Origin of the sequence: Collinsella sp. An307 (assembly GCF_002161805.1) — a bacterium.
Lineage (GTDB): Bacteria > Actinomycetota > Coriobacteriia > Coriobacteriales > Coriobacteriaceae > Coprousia.
The window spans coordinates 287,635-301,584 of sequence record NZ_NFIP01000001.1; the positions used below are offsets into that span (position 1 = coordinate 287,635).

13 protein-coding genes and 2 tRNA genes are annotated in these 13,950 nt (G+C 62.2%); 10 read left to right on the forward strand and 5 right to left on the reverse strand.

Going from position 1 to position 13,950, the window contains the following annotated elements:
- Positions 1-70: 70 nt before the first annotated feature.
- The 4 genes from modB (at position 71) to B5F89_RS01305 (ending at position 3,512) form a co-directional block, all read left to right on the forward strand.
- Positions 71-1,561: a molybdate ABC transporter permease subunit gene (gene modB, locus B5F89_RS01290; RefSeq protein WP_239286616.1), complete on the forward strand. Its 1,491-nt coding sequence runs from the start codon at positions 71-73 to the stop codon at positions 1,559-1,561.
- A complete protein-coding gene (locus tag B5F89_RS01295; RefSeq protein ID WP_087429991.1) occupies positions 1,562-2,632 on the forward strand; it encodes an ATP-binding cassette domain-containing protein in 1,071 nt (356 codons plus the stop codon).
- 92 nt (positions 2,633-2,724) lie between these two features.
- On the forward strand, positions 2,725-3,102 hold the full coding sequence (locus B5F89_RS01300; protein WP_087429992.1) for a RidA family protein: 378 nt from the start codon (positions 2,725-2,727) through the stop codon (positions 3,100-3,102).
- 146 nt (positions 3,103-3,248) lie between these two features.
- Positions 3,249-3,512 (forward strand): type II toxin-antitoxin system HicB family antitoxin, encoded by a 264-nt coding sequence (locus tag B5F89_RS01305; RefSeq protein ID WP_087429993.1) that lies wholly within the window; start codon positions 3,249-3,251, stop codon positions 3,510-3,512.
- A 42-nt stretch (positions 3,513-3,554) separates the two neighbouring features.
- Here the strand turns inward: B5F89_RS01305 and B5F89_RS01310 are convergent, their stop codons facing one another.
- Positions 3,555-4,295, reverse strand: coding sequence for a YdcF family protein (locus B5F89_RS01310; protein WP_087429994.1), 741 nt, complete (start codon positions 4,293-4,295; stop codon positions 3,555-3,557).
- Between the two features lie 203 nt (positions 4,296-4,498).
- On the opposite strand from B5F89_RS01310, the gene B5F89_RS01315 reads away from it, so the two are divergent.
- Both B5F89_RS01315 and B5F89_RS01320 read left to right on the forward strand, forming a co-directional pair.
- Positions 4,499-5,686 (forward strand): MFS transporter, encoded by a 1,188-nt coding sequence (locus B5F89_RS01315; RefSeq protein WP_204230539.1) that lies wholly within the window; start codon positions 4,499-4,501, stop codon positions 5,684-5,686.
- 11 nt (positions 5,687-5,697) lie between these two features.
- Entirely contained in the window at positions 5,698-6,282 is a 585-nt protein-coding gene (locus B5F89_RS01320) for a sugar O-acetyltransferase (RefSeq protein ID WP_239286617.1), read from the forward strand.
- 6 nt (positions 6,283-6,288) lie between these two features.
- Here B5F89_RS01320 and B5F89_RS01325 read toward each other — a convergent pair whose 3' ends face one another.
- Positions 6,289-6,975, reverse strand: a complete 687-nt coding sequence (locus B5F89_RS01325) for a DUF1287 domain-containing protein (RefSeq protein WP_087429995.1) — start codon at positions 6,973-6,975, stop codon at positions 6,289-6,291.
- Between the two features lie 153 nt (positions 6,976-7,128).
- On the opposite strand from B5F89_RS01325, the gene B5F89_RS01330 reads away from it, so the two are divergent.
- From B5F89_RS01330 to B5F89_RS01340, 3 genes are all read left to right on the forward strand, one after another.
- A tRNA-Pro gene (locus B5F89_RS01330) sits at positions 7,129-7,205 on the forward strand.
- A 5-nt stretch (positions 7,206-7,210) separates the two neighbouring features.
- Positions 7,211-7,284: transfer RNA gene (locus tag B5F89_RS01335), tRNA-Gly, on the forward strand.
- Positions 7,285-7,493: 209 nt separating this feature from the next.
- A complete protein-coding gene (locus B5F89_RS01340; protein WP_087429996.1) occupies positions 7,494-8,210 on the forward strand; it encodes a hypothetical protein in 717 nt (238 codons plus the stop codon).
- Between the two features lie 80 nt (positions 8,211-8,290).
- On the opposite strand, the gene B5F89_RS01345 is transcribed toward B5F89_RS01340, so the two are convergent.
- Positions 8,291-9,661 (reverse strand): aldehyde dehydrogenase, encoded by a 1,371-nt coding sequence (locus tag B5F89_RS01345; RefSeq protein ID WP_087429997.1) that lies wholly within the window; start codon positions 9,659-9,661, stop codon positions 8,291-8,293.
- A gap of 8 nt (positions 9,662-9,669) precedes the next feature.
- The gene (locus tag B5F89_RS01350) at positions 9,670-11,046 is read right to left on the reverse strand and encodes an iron-containing alcohol dehydrogenase (protein ID WP_087429998.1); all 1,377 of its coding nucleotides are present in this window, start codon (positions 11,044-11,046) and stop codon (positions 9,670-9,672) included.
- A 337-nt stretch (positions 11,047-11,383) separates the two neighbouring features.
- Between B5F89_RS01350 and gdhA the strand changes: the two genes are divergently transcribed.
- Positions 11,384-12,739: an NADP-specific glutamate dehydrogenase gene (gdhA, locus tag B5F89_RS01355; RefSeq protein ID WP_087429999.1), complete on the forward strand. Its 1,356-nt coding sequence runs from the start codon at positions 11,384-11,386 to the stop codon at positions 12,737-12,739.
- A 307-nt stretch (positions 12,740-13,046) separates the two neighbouring features.
- Here the strand turns inward: gdhA and B5F89_RS01360 are convergent, their stop codons facing one another.
- On the reverse strand, positions 13,047-13,946 hold the full coding sequence (locus B5F89_RS01360) for a hypothetical protein (RefSeq protein ID WP_143758317.1): 900 nt from the start codon (positions 13,944-13,946) through the stop codon (positions 13,047-13,049).
- Between the last annotated feature and the right edge of the window lie 4 nt (positions 13,947-13,950).

Genomic DNA, 13,950 nt, shown 5'->3' on the forward strand with positions numbered 1-13,950 from the left:
TTGCGTGCGGGGCGGCTGCTGCCTGCTTGCCCCGCGGGAGGTTGGCGCTCGAGGAGCTGCTCGCATTCCGTTGGTTCTTTTTGTCATGACGGCCCTCGTTATTGGTTTTGTTTGGTGCGCGACGCCCGTCACCGCGTGGGCGGACTCCAAGGACGATCGCGCGGAGCAAAACGCTCTTGCAGATACAGACGCCGGTTTTGGCCTTACGGACTTCACGCGCTATCAGACAGGCAATAGTCGCCCGGTAGAGGGGGAGGATATTGGGTATCGCTATCCTCTTGACGATGATGCCGATGTGGTGATTGCGGTGACCGCGGAGGGGAAGGCGCTCGTCTTCGTGGACGAGGAAGCGAGCACCGAGGCAGGCTTTGCTGCGGAGGGCGCAGACGACGCCGATGCCTTCCGCGAACTTGCCGAAGAGCTCGATGAGCGCGTCGCAAAAGGCGGCGAGACCCTTGCGGACAACCCCGGTCGCGAGTGGACGACCTCCACGGCGTCGGAGGCCATCGTCGGTCCCTATCGGGTGCGGGTGGGCGTCGCGGCAGGCGGCAGGCGCTATGTTTCGGTAGTCCCCACCGAGATGCCGACGGGAAGCACGCCCGCAGCCGCTGCGGAGCAACAAGGGCTCGACCTTTCCGAGGTGCTCAGTTGGGTGGATACCGCCCGTCTTGTGCCGGTATCCGCTGTTGCCGGCGCTACGGAGGTGACGCTTGGCGAGCAGGCGGCAAACTTCTTCTCTGAGCTCGATATGCGTCCGTTTTGGGTGTCGCTTAAAACCAGTGCGGTCGCGCTCGTCATCACCTTTATCTTGGGGCTGTTCGCCGCTTGGAAGACGATGGGCACCTCAAGCCGCCTTAAGGGCGTGCTCGACTCTGTCTTTACTATCCCCATGGTGTTGCCCCCCACGGTGTGCGGCTTTCTTCTGCTGCTCATCTTTGGTAACGCCACGCCCCTCGGCCGCTGGCTTATCGCTCACGGCGTGTCCCTCGTTTTCACGTGGGAGGCGGCCGTCATTGCCGCGGTGGTGGTGAGTTTTCCGCTCATGTATCGCACGGCGCTCGGCGCCTTTGAGTCGCTTGATGCCTCGATGCTCGATGCGGCGCGTACGCTCGGCTGGTCGGAGACGCGCATCTTCCGCCGTCTCATGATGCCCCTCGCCTGGCCGTCGATCGCGGCGGGCACGGTGCTTGCTTTTGCACGCGCGATGGGCGAGTTCGGCTGCACCCTCTTTTTTGCGGGCAACTACGCGGGCGTGACGCAAACGATTCCCATCGCTATCTACTTCGAATGGATGAGCGGAAACACCGATGTGGCGCTCTTCTGGGTTGTCGTGGTGATTCTTTTCAGCTTTGTGGTGGTGCTCTTTATCAACCTCTATACGGCGCGGAGCCTCCGTTACCGCGAGCGTGGTGGCACCGCTCGGCGCGCCCGGTCCGCGCGGCACGATGACCTGGCGCGTGCCGAGGAGCCTGCGGGCGACGTCCTGCGTATCGACCGCGCCGCGCTCCGCTCGCTCATCAAAGACGCCGCTGCAGCCTCGCCGCGGGAAAGGAGCAGGTAGATGTCGCTTTCCCTTGCCATCAAGAAGGCGTACCCCGGGTTTACCCTCGACATTGAGCTCGAAGCGGGCGAGGAGCGCGTGGCGCTGCTTGGCGCCTCCGGTTGCGGCAAGAGCTGCACCCTGCGCTGCATCGCCGGTGTCGAGACACCCGACGAGGGGCGCATCGTAGTCAACGGCGTCACGTTCTTCGACTCCAAGGCGCACATCAATTTGACGCCCCAGCAGCGCAAATGCGCCCTGCTCTTTCAGAACTACCAGCTCTTTCCCAACCTTACGGTGGAGGAGAACGTGCGCGCGGGGATGGACCGCGCCCTCGACGCCGCAGCGCAGGAGGACCTTGCGCGCCGTTGTCTCGCCATCTTTGGCATGTCGACCTTTGCCGACCGCTATCCGGCGCGCCTCTCGGGTGGGCAGCAGCAGCGCGTAGCGCTTGCGCGCATGATCGCGGCGCACCCGGGCATCTACATGTTCGACGAGCCCATGAGCGCGCTCGACTCCTACCTCAAAAGCGCGCTCGAACAAAACCTGCTTGACCTCTTCGGCGCACTCGACGCCACCGTTCTCTACGTAAGCCACGACATCGACGAGGCATGCCGCCTGTGCGATCGCATCGTTGTCATGCACGGTGGGCGAGCGGTCGAGTCCGGTACCCCCGCCGAGCTCCTACGCGCCCCCAAAACGCTCGCGGCGCTTCGCCTTACGGGCTGCAAGAACACGAGCCCTGCGCGCAAGGTATCGGATACGGTGGTAGAGGCGATCGACTGGGGGATGACCTTCGATGCGGGTGCCCCCGTGCCCGACGACGTTGCCTATCTGGGTGTTCGCGCGTCGTACTTCCATCGCGACAACCGTGCCGCCCGCGGGCGCAACAGCTACGACCTTACCGTTGCCCGCGTAAGCGACTCGCGCTTTGAGCGCTTGGTTCTGCTCGACCCGCCGCGCGCAGACTCGCCGAGCCGCCTGCAATGGAAGATCGACCTGAGGAGCGCCTCTGCAGACGAACTTCCCGAACGCGGCGATGTGCTGCGCATGCACTTCGATGCAAAACGCATCCATCTCGTTTCCCGGTAAGGGCCGCTGCGACGAGCGGCAGGTGATGTGCTAGGTTATCGGTATGCAAACAGAGCGGGCCGCCCCTGCGGTCCTCGTCCGAAGGAGAACCCATGAGCAAGAAGGTCATCGCATCCAACAACGCACCTGCAGCGGTCGGGCCGTATTCGGCAGGTATCGACGCGGGCTCTACGGTCTACCTCTCCGGTCAGCTCGGGCTTGACCCGGCGACGGGCGTGCTCGCCGCGGGCGTCGAGGCGCAGGCGCGCCAGTCGCTCGCCAACATCGGGGCGCTTCTTGAGGCGGCGGGGCTCGGCTATGCCGATGTTGTCAAGACGACCGTCCTTCTGGTGAATATCGATGATTTCGCCTGCGTGAACGAAGTTTATGCCGAGGTGTTCCCGGAGCCGTTCCCGGCACGCAGCTGCTTTGCCGTCGCGGCTCTTCCCAAGGGCGCCCTCGTAGAGATCGAGGCCATCGCTGCGCGGTAAACACCGCGCGAAAAAAGCTCGCATCGAAAGCTCGAAAGGTTCGGCAAGGTCGTGGTCACCCCTTACCATCGAACAGAGCTTGCCCGCGGCACGCGTGAGAGGCTTAAGAGAGATTTGGGATACCCAGGAAACGAAGGGAAATCGAAATGAGGTGCACCCATCCTGCAATCTTCGAGAAGAATGAGTTGGGTGGTTACAGCATCCACTTCCCAGATCTTCCCGAGTGCTACACCGATGGCGATTCGTTTGAGGATGTTATCGAGATGGCCTCGGAGGCCATGGAGCTTGTCGTGGAGTCATATGTGGATAACGGAAGGCCCCTTCCGCTGCCTTCACTGGACTGCAATCCACCCGAGGGCAAGCGGCTCGTGTATATCACGTCTATCTGCGCAGCGTCAGGGACCGCCTAAACAATCCCGTTCCTCCCGGACGCCCTGCGGCTTAGGGCGCGGTTACATCGTGCCGCGCCAGGTGTTCTTGATGATGCCGAAGCACTCGCGTAGCAAGTTGTTGGGGAGATACCACGCGATGGAGTGAGCGGATACACCCCAGGCATGGGAAACGTCCGCCGCTGCCGCGATGCGCATGGCGCGGTACACGTGGAAGTTATTGGTAACAATGCCCACACGGGCGTGCGCGGCATCGAAGAAGCGCTGTGCGAAGCGGATGTTCTCCGCTGTGGTGGTCGAGCGGTCCTCGCGTGAGATGCGGCTCGGAGCGACCCCGCGTTCTTCCAACCAATGCGCCATGCATGCCGCCTCGCTTATGGGCTCATTCGACCCCTTGCCGCCGCAAACGATTGTGTGCGTCGTCGGGTTCTCGGCGAGATAGGCCAAGGCGGCTTCGAGTCGGTTGCGGAGCACTACAGAGGGGTTGCCATCGGGGCGCACCTGAGCGCCGAGCACCAGCAGGTAGTCGAGGCCGGCGGGAGGAGTGGCGGATGTTGCCCTCATGATACGGGCGCTCATGCAGAGAAAGACGAGGGCGACGACGGCGAGCAAGATGAAAGCGGCCAGGCAGAAACCGCCTGCAAGAGCGTTCGTGGGCAAAAGGGTGTGCGCGATGCCCGGGAAAAGGCAGAGGGCGGCTATGACGTACCAGATGGCAAATAACGATGTGCCCGAGTTCACGAGCATGATGGATGCACCGTAGGCGGCGCTCGCGATGCCAAGTACGATGAGGAGTGCTGCCATGGCACCTTCTTTCTTGCTGGGCGTTTCCGGGCGCGTCGTGCCACCCCTGCATCAAAACATATCAGAACGGTACACGCGGTATCACGATTCTGACATCCTCGTATCAGGATTGCGTTTCCAACTTGTTCGAACAGCTTGAAGGAGATACCCTAGCAGGCGTGCGCGACGAGGCCGCGTTAGTTTCACCCAATTGGAGGAGACATATGCCTGCGGGACTTCTGCCAATCATATACCTTGCGTTCATCAGCCTTGGCTTGCCCGATTCCGCTATCGGGTCCGCTTGGCCCACCATGGCGCCCGACCTTGGCGCGGGGGTGTCCTGGGTCGGTGCCGTCACCATGATCATCTCGGCGGGCACCATTGTGTCGAGTCTCATGTCGGTGCGCGTGGTCGATCGCTTCGGTACGGGCAAGGTGACTCTGGTGAGCGTACTTCTCACGGCGCTCGCACTCGTGGGCTTCTCAGTGTCCGACGCGTTCTGGCAGCTCTGCCTCATTGCGATCCCCTATGGTCTTGGCGCGGGCGCGGTCGACGCGGCGCTCAATGCATACGTGGCGGTCCATTACGAATCGCAGCATATGAGCTGGCTCCATTGCATGTGGGGCGTGGGGGCAAGCGGCGGCCCTATGATCATGGCGCAGTGCATCTCGGGAGGGTCTTGGTCGCTCGGCTTCTTCGTGCTCGGCGGCATCCAGCTCGCCATCTGCGTGGTGCTCACGTTGTCGCTTCCGCTTTGGCGAGAGAAGAAGCTCCCCAAGCCCGCCGAGGAGGGGAGTGCCTCTCAGGGCGCGTCCACGCACATCTCCCGACGCGATCTCCTGCGCCGCGACGGCGTGCTCGCCGTCCTCATCTGCTTCTTCTGCTATTGCGCGCTCGAGGGCACGTGCGGCAACTGGGCGGCGACCTACTGCAATCTCGCCCGCGGCATCGACGCCGGCACGGCGGCAAGCTGGGCGTCGCTTTTCTACATCGGCATCACGGTGGGACGCTTGCTCAGCGGTTTTATCTCCCTCAAGGTATCCGACCACAACATGATCCGCTTAGGCCAGGCAATCGTTGCCCTCGGCGTGCTTGCCGTGCTGTTTCCGCTGGGCGATGCCATGGTGCTCGCCGGTCTTGTCCTAGTCGGTCTCGGTTGCGCGCCCATCTATCCCTCGATCATCCATGCCACGCCGGCGCGCTTTGGCGATGACGTTGCGCTCGAGCTCACGGGCATGCAGATGGCCTTTGCCTACGTGGGGTCGCTCGCCATGTCGCCGCTCTTTGGCGTGATAGCCGAGAATATCGCCATTGAGCTCTATCCGGTGTACCTCGCGGCGCTCCTCATTGTGATGGTCATCGCGGCCGAGAAGCTCAACGCCGTCATGCGCCGCCGGAATGCGGCGGTATAAGGGGTGACGCGATGATGACCGAGCGGGAGAAAATGGAGCGAGGGGATTGGTATGACCCTGGCGCGGATGCGGAGTTGCGTGCGGCGCGGCATCGGGCTTCCGACCTCTGCCATACGTTCAACCAGATGCTGCCGAGCGATCGCGCGGGGCACCTCGCTATTCTGCGCGAGCTCTTTGGGTACGTGGGCGACCATGCAAACGTCCTGTCTCCGTTGCAGGTCGATTACGGATACAACGTTTCGCTGGGCGATCGGTCGTTTATAAACCACGGTGCCTACCTTATGGATTGCGCGCCCATCACCATTGGCAACGACGTGTTTATTGGGCCGAACCTCGGGGCGTACACCGCTCAGCACCCGCTTGTGGCCGCGGAGCGTAACCTCGGCGTCGAGCGGGCGCTGCCCATTACCATCGAGGACGATTGCTGGCTTGGCGGCGATGTGAAGATCATGCCTGGAGTGACGATCGGGCGTGGGTGCGTCATCGGTGCCGGCAGCATCGTTACGCGTGACATCCCCGCGGGCATGCTCGCCGTCGGCAACCCGTGCCGGCCTGTTCGCAAGATTACCGAGGCGGACCGCGCGGGGCTTCTGTAGACAGGATCAGTTGGCGATGCACGCGTCGATGCGGTAGTGCCCAACAATATCGTTCGCCCGCCTTGCGAGGCCGTCGTCCTCATAAGCAAGCTGGAAGGGTCCCTCGTGATGGATGAGGTAGGGGATGCCGTCTGTATCGCGCCTGTTGGAGACGATGCCCACATGGTCGCTGAATACCGCGATGTCGCCGCCCTGCCATGCGGCAAGATCCTCGATATCGCAGGTAAGCGATACCGCATACCGCTCTAAGAACGTACGCTGGTTAACGACGCGCCTGAAGTCGATGGCGGGGTCGGGTTCAGTGATGCCGTACGCCTGGGGGTTGCGTGCGATGTCGCGCGCCATAAGGGCTTTGAGGTCGTAGCCCGCCGCGAGAAGGGCTTGCGCCACGACGTCGGTGCAGACGCCGCAGCCGTCATCGGGGTGGCCCGCCGTGTAATAGGCGCTCCGGTAGCGGGGTCGCGTCTTTACGTAGGCGCGTGCACCCTCGAGGATGTCGGTCTGGTCATCGATGCCGTCTCCGTCTGCGTCGGTTGAGGCGGTGTAGTGCGAAAAGGCTCCCTCGTACGCGTCATCGGGCCGCGCGGCAGACGTGATGCAGAGGTTGCCCGTGGTGACGAGTGCGACGGCTCCTCCAAGAAAGAGCGCGGCAACGAGGGCGCAGATAAAGGTTATAAGGCGTCGACGATGCATGGGTCTCCAACGTGAACGGGCGGTATACTCGGCTTCTACCCATTCTCTTCAGCAGGGTGTTGGCGGCGGCGCCGTCACTCCTGCCTGTCTCCACACTTTGGGATTGTGAGGCAGCGGACGCGCAAAATCGCGTATACTATCGCTTCAGGACGTCGGGACGTGGCGCAGTTTGGTAGCGCGCCTGCTTTGGGAGCAGGATGTCGCAGGTTCGAATCCTGTCGTCCCGACCATATACGCGGGCGTAGTTCATCGGTAGAACCTCAGCCTTCCAAGCTGATGAGGCGGGTTCGACTCCCGTCGCCCGCTCCAGGCAGACACGAGGTCGGAGCTCATAATTGCCCCGGCCTCTTTTCTCTTGCTGCCACTTTCTTTTCTCGCATGCGTTCATGACCTGTAGAGCATTACTTATTACATTCTCCGACCGCTTGCCGACGGGCGGACGTCTTGCGCGGCGCCGTTCCCGTACCATGGATGCAGCTGCCGCATTGTAAGTAGTGGATGGAAGGAAGGGGAGATTCATGAAGATTGTTCGCGCACTTGTACCGGCGCTGTGCCTGTCTGCAGCGCTTCTTGCGGGCTGCAGTCAGCAGGGCACGCCCGCCGGTTCTGCGCCGGCGCAAGGCTCCGCACCTGTCGCGTCGGAGGAGAAGACGCCCGAGCCCGTTATGTCTAACTGGACGGAGACCTCGTTCTACGAGCGCCCCGTGACGGATATCACCGCAGACCTCGAGTTGCTCGGCTTTGAGATGGAGGCTGACGAGAACTTCGTTGAGGAGGAGTCGGGTTACTCGTACTATATCGCCGGTTTTACGGGGACCCCTTCGGATATCCCTGTGCCCGATGTTGCGGACACCGTCTTTGTCCAGCTTACGGTTGAGTATGCTCAATTTGCCGAGGGGGCGGAAGAGCAGAACCTCTCCTCGCTTGTGGAGGGCACCACACCCACATCTTGCTACCTCGACTTCTACCATACAGATGCAGATCCGTCCGCATACGAGGGGATCGCTCAGCAAGTAATCGACGCGCTTGGTTTGGAACCCATGACGAGCTCGAGCACAGAGCCCTCGCTATTTGATGAGACGAGGATGCTCGGTAACTACTCAGGTCCCACTACGTTCTTAGGTAACGAGACCGAGTACCTCATCATGATCGTGAAGCAAAGCAATGGCTCGCTTCCCGATCAGGAAAAGCCGCTTAGCGTGAGCGTTAATCTGTTCTCGACGTTTAGTGAGTAGCTAGCTGTTTGTGAGGCTTGGGCGCCGCTGTCTCGTGACGGCGGCACCCAAGCCTCTTGTCATATCTATCTGTGCGGGTCTTACCGCAAGAAGAGCCGGATGACCTTGTCCTTCCAGCCGGTGTAGGGCTGGTAGCGCATGGGCATATCGATCCAGTTGTACTTCTTCAAGATCGACTTCTCGTGACTGAAGGTGTTGAAGCTGTACTTGCCGTGGTAGCTCCCCATACCCGATGCTCCCACGCCGCCAAAGCCCATCTCGCTCGTGGCGAGGTGAAGCACCGTGTCGTTGATGCAGCCGCCGCCAAAGGGTACGTGCGCGAGGAAGCGGTCCTCGAGCGCGCTGCTCTTGGTGAAGAGGTAGAGCGCGAGCGGCTTTGGGCGCTCCTTGATGAAGGCCTCGGCCTCCTCGATCGTCTTGTACGTGATGATGGGCATGATGGGGCCAAAGATCTCCTCGCCCATGACGGCGTCCTCGGCGGTGACGCCATCCATGACCGTAGGCTCGATCTGGAGCGTCTCGGCGTTGGAGCCGCCGCCCCAGATGACCTTGGCCGGGTCGATAAGGCCCAGCAGGCGGTCGAAATGCTTCTGGTTGACGATCTTGCCCCAGTTGGGATTCTCGAGCGGGTGCTCGCCGAGCATGCGCGCGATCTGCGTTTTCACCTCGGCCAAAAACGCATCATGCACGCGCTCGTCCACCAAGATGTAGTCGGGTGCCACGCAGGTCTGGCCGCAGTTGAGGTACTTGCCAAAGACGGTGCGCGCCGCCGCGATCTTGAGGTTTGCGTCCGCGGCGATGATGCAGGGGCTTTTGCCACCGAGCTCGAGCGTGACGGGGGTGAGGTGCTCGGACGCCTTGCTCATGACAAGCTTGCCCACGGTAACGCCGCCGGTGAAGAAGATGTAGTCAAAGGTTTGGTCGAGAAGCTCCGTGTTCTCGGCACGGCCGCCCTCCACGACGGCGACGAGCTCGGGCGGAAGTGCCTCGGACACGATCTTGCGCATGATGGCCGAGGTTGCCGGCGAATAGGCGCTCGGCTTGAGCACGCACGTGTTGCCTGCGGCGAGCGCGCCTGCAAGAGGTTCCATCGTGAGCATGAACGGATAGTTCCACGGGCTCATAATGAGGACGCAGCCGTAAGGCTCGGCCACGGTAAAGCTCTTGGCGTGGAAGTTCGCGAGGCCGGTGTGCTTACGATGACGACGTGCCCAACGGCGCACGTGGTGAATCTGATAGCGGAGCTCGGCCAGGGTAAGGCCGACCTCGCACATGTAGCTCTCGGTCGCGGACTTGCCCAGATCGCTTTTGAGGGCGGCGTTGATGGCGTCGTCGTTCTCCACGATGGCGCGCTCGAGGGCACGAAGCGCCCGGATGCGCGCCTCTATAGGGATGGTGGCTCCGCTTGCGAAGTGGTCACGGCAGGCGTTGACGGTATCGACGATGGACACGGTGTCTCCTAGCGGTTATGTCGGATGGTGGTTCGGGCACGGCGTGCGGCGCGCCTGGCCCGGCGGCCGGCGGCGCGGACGGCACGCTTCATGCGGGCGACGATGCCGGGTGCTGCGGGCGCCGCTGCCGCCACCGTTTCGCCCACGGTTTCGTGCGTTCCCTCGGCATCGCCGTCGGCATCTGCGGGGTCCTGCACTACATGGTACATGCGCTCGAGCTCGTGCGCGTCCATAAGGCGGGGGACGGGGTAGAGCGGGTTGCCCTCGGCGTCGGCGTGTGCAGCCATGGCGGGGATGTCCTCGTTGCGGATGCCGGGGAGCGTGGTGGGGATGCCCATCTGCTCGTTCATATCGCGCGTCCAAGTGATGAAGGTGCGGGCGGCCTCGGCGTCTTCTGCGTCCGCCGCGGCCACGCCCGAGCGGCGCGCGAGCTCGGCCAGGCGCTTCTCGCAAGCCTCGCCGTACTCATCGAGGAAATAGGGAAGCAGCACCGCGTTGGCAAGGCCGTGCGCGATGCCATACTGGCCGCCAAGCGAGTGCGCGACGGCGTGCACGTATCCCACGTAGCTCTTGGTGAAGGCGATGCCCGCGCAGTAGGCGGCATGGAGCATCTGCGCGCGTGCCTCGGCATCGCTGCCGTCGCGATAGGCGCGCAGGAGGTAGCTGCGGATGAGCGAGACGGCCTCGATGGCGCGCTCGCGGGTCTCGCGCGTGGTGGAGCGGCCGATATAAGCCTCGGTGGCGTGCACGAGCGCGTCCATGCCGGTCGTTGCCGTGATGTGCGCCGGGAGTCCGAGCGTGGTGCGGTAGTCGAGCACCGCGTAGTGCGGAATCAGGCAGAAGTCGTTGATGGGGTACTTGTAATGGGTCTTGTCATCGGTGATGACCGCGGCGAGCGTGGTCTCGGACCCCGTGCCCGCTGTGGTGGGTACGGCGATAAGCAAGGGAAGCGGACGCAGGACGCGCAGGATGCCGCGCATCTTGGTGACGGGCTTTTTGGGGCGGACGATGCGCGCTCCCGTGACCTTGGCGCAGTCCATGGCCGACCCGCCGCCAAAGGCGATGATGGCGCCGCAGCCGTCTGCCAGATAGCGCTCGCGCGCCGCCTCTACGTTAGAGATGGTGGGGTTGGGCACGACCTCATCAAAGATGGTGTACGCCACGCCGCGCTCCGTGAGGTCCTGCTCAAGCTCGCGCGCAAGGCCGAGCTGCGTGATGTTGCGGTCGGTTACGATGAGCACGCGGGCGATCTTCTTGCGGACAAGAAGGTCCGCCGCCTCGCCGAAGGTTTTCAAAGGCTTGGGCTCCCGGTAGGGAAGGACGGGAAGCGCGATGCGAAATGCCGTTTGATAGATGCGGCACCAGAGCTTGCGAACGGGATGCACTCATTCCTCCAACCTGGCCGCACGCGACCGCAGGGTAGGATATCCCAATGACGGAAGGAAACAAAACGTCAACTCAATATCATGTGTGAGCTGTGGAGATGGCGGGTGCCACTCCCTGCCGCTGATTCCGTTTTGACGCAGGCCATGTTCACATTCATCTCACAGCGCATGGGTTGATTTCGCTCGTTTCGTTTCCAAGCTGTTGCGCGAACGTTTCCGTTGCGAGTACCCGTGGCGGTGTGTCGTCTTGACGCTACACTACTTCGTGGCAAAAAATGCGCGCCACTTTGGCGTGCCGGCCGCCCATCGCGGCCGTTGTATTTGAGGGGAGACTTTCATGAGCTATACCCAGAGGGTTATCGATGAGCTGAAGGAGCGCTACGCGGACCAGTCCGAGTTCCTGCAGGCAGCCACGGAGGTGCTCGAGTCGCTCGAGCCCGCCGTCGAGGCGCATCCCGAGTTCGAGGAGGCCTCGCTGCTCGAGCGCCTCGTGGAGCCTGAGCGCGTCATCATGTTCCGTGTGCCCTGGGTCGACGACGAGGGCAAGATCCAGGTTAACCGTGGCTACCGCGTTGAGTTCAACTCCGCGATCGGGCCCTACAAGGGCGGCCTTCGTTTCAACCCCACGGTCACCCTGGGCATGCTGAAGTTCCTCGGTTTCGAGCAGATCTTCAAGAACGCCCTCACCACGCTTCCCATGGGCGGCGGCAAGGGCGGCTCGGACTTTGACCCCAAGGGCAAGTCCAACCGCGAGATCATGGCCTTCTGCCAGAGCTTCATGACCGAGCTCTGCCGTCACATCGGCCCCAACACCGATGTTCCGGCCGGCGACCTCGGCGTGGGCGGCCGTGAGATCGGTTACCTGTTTGGCCAGTACAAGCGCCTGCGCAACGAGTGGTCGGGCGTCCTTACCGGCAAGGGCCTCACCTTCGGCGGTTCGCTTGCCCGCACCGAGGCGACCGGCTACGGCCTTGTCTACTTCGTCGACGAGTATCTTAAGAGCAACGGCGACTCCTTCGAGGGCAAGAAGGTCGTTGTTCACGGCTCCGGCAACGTTGCCATCTACGCCATCCAGAAGGTCACCGAGCTCGGCGGTACCGTTATCGCCTGCTCCGACACCAAGGGCTGGGTCGAGGACGCCGAGGGCATCGACTACCAGGTGCTCGAGCATATCTATAACAAGAAGCGCTCCGGCAACGACCGCGGCGTGAGCCTCGCGATGTATGTTGACGAGCGCCCCGGCGCCGTCTGGCACGCCGAGGACGGCCGCGGCGTCTGGAAGCTCGCATGCGACATCGCGCTGCCCTGCGCCCGTGAGAACACGCTTCTTCTCGAGGATGCCGAGGCGCTCGTGGCGGGTGGCTGCAAGGTCGTGGGCGAGGGTGCCAACATGCCCACCACGCTCGACGCCACTGCCTATCTGCAGGAGCACGGCGTAGCTTTCATGCCCGGCAAGGCTGCCAACGCCGGTGGCGTACTCGTGTCCGGTCTTGAGATGAGCCAGAACGCCGAGCATCTCTCCTGGACCTTCGAGGAGGTTGACGGCAAGCTCGAGACGCTCATGCGCGGCATGTTCCACAACGTGGATGACACTGCGCGTGCCTATGGGCATGAGGGCGACTTTGTCATGGGTGCCAACATCGCTGGATTCCTTAAGGTCGCTGATGCCATGATGGCGCAGGGCGTGTGCTAATCCGCGCCTCGGTTATCCAGCGATTGATATCCGGGTGATGCTCGGAATGTGGGGAGGGGCCGCAAGGCCCCTCTTTTGCACTCGACCCGGGAGTTGGCATAGCCATAATGGGCAGGCTTTCTTGATATTAAGAACCCCCTCTTGCGCAAAAATCCGTTTGCTGACCTCTGCTAAGCTGGCGTTTCTCTATGAAGGTCGAAGCGGGAACGGTAGCCGCCGTCGTTTTCCCAGTTGGTGTATTTACTCAGTATCAGCTTGCGACGCAATTGAGGTCAGCAAACGGATTTTTGCGCAGCAGGGGGTTCTTTTAACAGGGTCTGAGGCCAAGCGCGCAGCGCAATCCATTCAAGAGAGCAATCTGTTTTACGCGATAGCCCTTCGTTCTGTTGTTGTAGCGGCCTCCCGCCCTGCGGTGAACCATCTTTGCAATGACCTCCATTGCCTCTATGTTGCGAAGCTGCTGGTCATTGAGGGGAAAGGTCTTGATACCCATGGCGCTGAGCCCCATGTCGCGCTTCTCATCGTGTTGACGCCTCGTGGTTGCGTCATGGAACGACCCGTTGTATTCAAGTGTCGATAGGGCAGGGAAGATGTAAGCGTCGCACACCGCTTTTCGCATACCGGATACTTTCGTGGCCTCTTCGTTGAATTCAATGGTGTGGTTGAGCAGCATCTTAGATAAGCCGAACCCCCCGGCGCCGCGCGGGGCGTGAAAGACTGCCGCCATGATAGCCTCCATAGGAGAGCGTGCTCCGTCAAGTGCGATTGCATTTGCGCGCGCAGCGATGCCCATCCCGTTGATGCCGTGCACGCTCTTTAGCAGGGCTTCCATGTCGTAGCCGGTAAGTACGGGGTCCCCTTCGTAGTAGGACAGAGACGGCTCGTCCTCATCCGGGCGAATCGGTGTCGCCGTTGCCGCGACGGGCGCATGGTCTTCTGGAAGGGAAAACGAGCCGCGGAGCTCCATGAGCAGAGCAATGGTCTGATACAGGTCGTGGGACTGAGCATACTGGATGGCTGCAAGCGCCGGGCATACCGAATAGACGCCTGGAGCAACCTCCATGACCGATCCTGGTGGCAGGTCGGCGCTTATCACGTGTAAGGAAAGCTCCTCGGTGTGCGGTCGCAGGTTATCGCCGCTGACAAGGGCCTCGATGGCGTCGTCTCCGTCGGTGAAACCCTCGCGAAGGAGGAGCGAGCGGTCCAAGCCA

Coding starts and splice junctions, on each gene's coding strand:
- B5F89_RS01295 (WP_087429991.1), top strand. CDS start 1,562: ATGTCGCTTTCCCTTGCCATCAAGAAGGCGTACCCCGGGTTTACCCTC.
- B5F89_RS01300 (WP_087429992.1), top strand. CDS start 2,725: ATGAGCAAGAAGGTCATCGCATCCAACAACGCACCTGCAGCGGTCGGG.
- B5F89_RS01305 (WP_087429993.1), top strand. CDS start 3,249: ATGAGGTGCACCCATCCTGCAATCTTCGAGAAGAATGAGTTGGGTGGT.
- B5F89_RS01310 (WP_087429994.1), bottom strand. CDS start 4,295: ATGGCAGCACTCCTCATCGTACTTGGCATCGCGAGCGCCGCCTACGGT.
- B5F89_RS01315 (WP_204230539.1), top strand. CDS start 4,499: ATGCCTGCGGGACTTCTGCCAATCATATACCTTGCGTTCATCAGCCTT.
- B5F89_RS01320 (WP_239286617.1), top strand. CDS start 5,698: ATGATGACCGAGCGGGAGAAAATGGAGCGAGGGGATTGGTATGACCCT.
- B5F89_RS01325 (WP_087429995.1), bottom strand. CDS start 6,975: ATGCATCGTCGACGCCTTATAACCTTTATCTGCGCCCTCGTTGCCGCG.
- B5F89_RS01340 (WP_087429996.1), top strand. CDS start 7,494: ATGAAGATTGTTCGCGCACTTGTACCGGCGCTGTGCCTGTCTGCAGCG.
- gdhA (WP_087429999.1), top strand. CDS start 11,384: ATGAGCTATACCCAGAGGGTTATCGATGAGCTGAAGGAGCGCTACGCG.